The following is a 2006-nucleotide window of genomic DNA, read 5'->3' as shown; positions in this document are numbered from 1 at the left end:
GGGGGTGACATCGACTTCGACGCGGCGGGGAACCTGTATCTGACCACGGGTGATGACAGCAACCCGTTCGAGTCGGGCGGGTACTCGCCGCTGGACGAGCGCACGGACCGCAACCCGCAGTACGACGTGCAGCGCACCGCGGCCAACACCAACGACCTGCGGGGCAAGCTGCTGCGGATCAAACCGCAGCCGGACGGGTCGTACACGATCCCGAGCGGGAACCTGTTCCCGCCCGGGACGGCCAAGACCCGGCCGGAGATTTATGCGATGGGGTTGCGCAACCCGTTCCGGATGAGTGTGGACAAGGCCACCGGGGTGGTCTACCTGGGTGACTACGGGCCGGACGCGGGGTCGACCAACTCCAACCGCGGGCCGCAGGGGCAGGTGGAGTTCAACCGCATCACCAGCGCGGGGAACATGGGGTGGCCGTACTGCACCGGGTCCAACAGCAGCAGCGAGACCTACAACGAGTGGAACTTCGCGACCAACAGCACGGGGGCGAAGTACAACTGCGCGGGCGGGCCGACCAACAACTCCTTCCGCAACACCGGGCTGTCCACGCTCCCGGCGGCCAAGCCGGCCTGGATCCGCTACGGCGGGGACGCCGGATCGCCGCCGGAGTTCGGCGGCGGGTCTGAGTCGCCGATGGGCGGCCCGGTCTACCGGTATGACCCGAACCTGAACTCCTCGGTGAAGTTCCCCCAGGCGCTGGACGGGCGGTTCTTCGCCGGGGAGTACGGCCGCAAGTGGATCAAGGCGATCGAGGTCCGCTCGGATGGCGGGTACGGCGAGATCAGCGCGTTCCCCTGGTCGGGCACGCAGGTCATGGACATGGCGTTCGGCCCCGATGGCGCGCTGTATGTCCTGGACTACGGCACCGGATCCAACAACCAGGCGCTGTACCGGATCGAGTACATCGGCAAGGCCAACCGCAACCCCATCGCCAAAGCATCGGCGGACAAGACCTCCGGCGCGGCGCCGCTGACGGTGAACTTCTCCTCCGCCGGGAGTTCCGATCCGGAGGGTGGGGCGCTGAGTTATTCGTGGGCGTTCGGGGACGGGACCACCTCCACCTCGGCCAACCCGTCCAAGACCTACTCCACGAACGGGACGTACACGGCGACGTTGACGGTGCGTGACCCGCAGGGGTTGACCGGGACGGCGAGTGTGACGGTGAACGTGGGTAACACCGCGCCGTCGGTGGCGTTCACCTCGCCGGTGGAGGGGCAGTTGTTCTCCTTCGGTGACACGGTGCCCTTCCAGGTGAATGTGTCCGACCCCGAGGACGGGACGATCGACTGCTCGCAGGTGTCGGTCACCTACTTCCTCGGGCATGACAGCCACGCCCACCAGATCACCTCCAAGAATGGGTGTTCGGGGTCGATCGCGGTGCCGGTGGATGGTGAGCACGACTCGGCGGCCAACATCTACGGGGTGCTGCAGGCGTCCTACACCGACAAGGGCGGCCTGACCACCACCATCGTCCGCACGTTGCAGCCGCGGCACCGCCAGGCCGAGCACTTCGGCGCCCAGCAGGGCGTGCAGACCGCCGACCACACCACCGCCGAGGGCGGCAAGACCGTCGGCTACACCGACGACGGCGACTGGATCTCCTTCACCCCCTACAACCTCGCCAACGCCACCCGGATCACCGCGCGGGTGTCCTCCGGCGGGGTCGGCGGCCGGCTGGAGGTGCGGGCGGGGTCGGCGACCGGCACCCTGCTCGGCACGGTGAACGTGGCGGCCACCGGCGGCTGGGAGACCTTCGCCGACGTCTCAGCGAACCTCAGCGGCGCACCGGCCGGGACGACCACCCTGTATCTGGTGTTCCGCGGCGCGACCGGGCAGGGCTACCTGTTCGACCTGGACGCCTTCACCTTCGACACCGGCACCTCCACCTCCCCGAGCCCGTCCCCGTCCCCGTCGGTGTCGCCGTCCGCTTCTCCGTCGGCTTCGCCGTCGGCGTCGCCGACCCCGCCCGCGGGGGGGACAAGTTCGCTGAAGGG

General features: G+C 68.8%; 1 protein-coding gene. It reads left to right on the top strand.

Annotated elements, in window-relative coordinates:
* Positions 1-2006 (top strand): carbohydrate-binding protein (locus tag Mam01_RS35890; RefSeq protein WP_239101879.1); only part of this gene is annotated, 2006 nt, incomplete at both ends.

Origin of the sequence: Microbispora amethystogenes, assembly GCF_016863015.1 — a bacterium.
GTDB classification, from domain to species: Bacteria; Actinomycetota; Actinomycetes; order Streptosporangiales; family Streptosporangiaceae; genus Microbispora; species Microbispora amethystogenes.
Note: the sequence above shows the minus strand (reverse complement) of the source record. Positions and strands in the feature narration are given on the sequence as shown.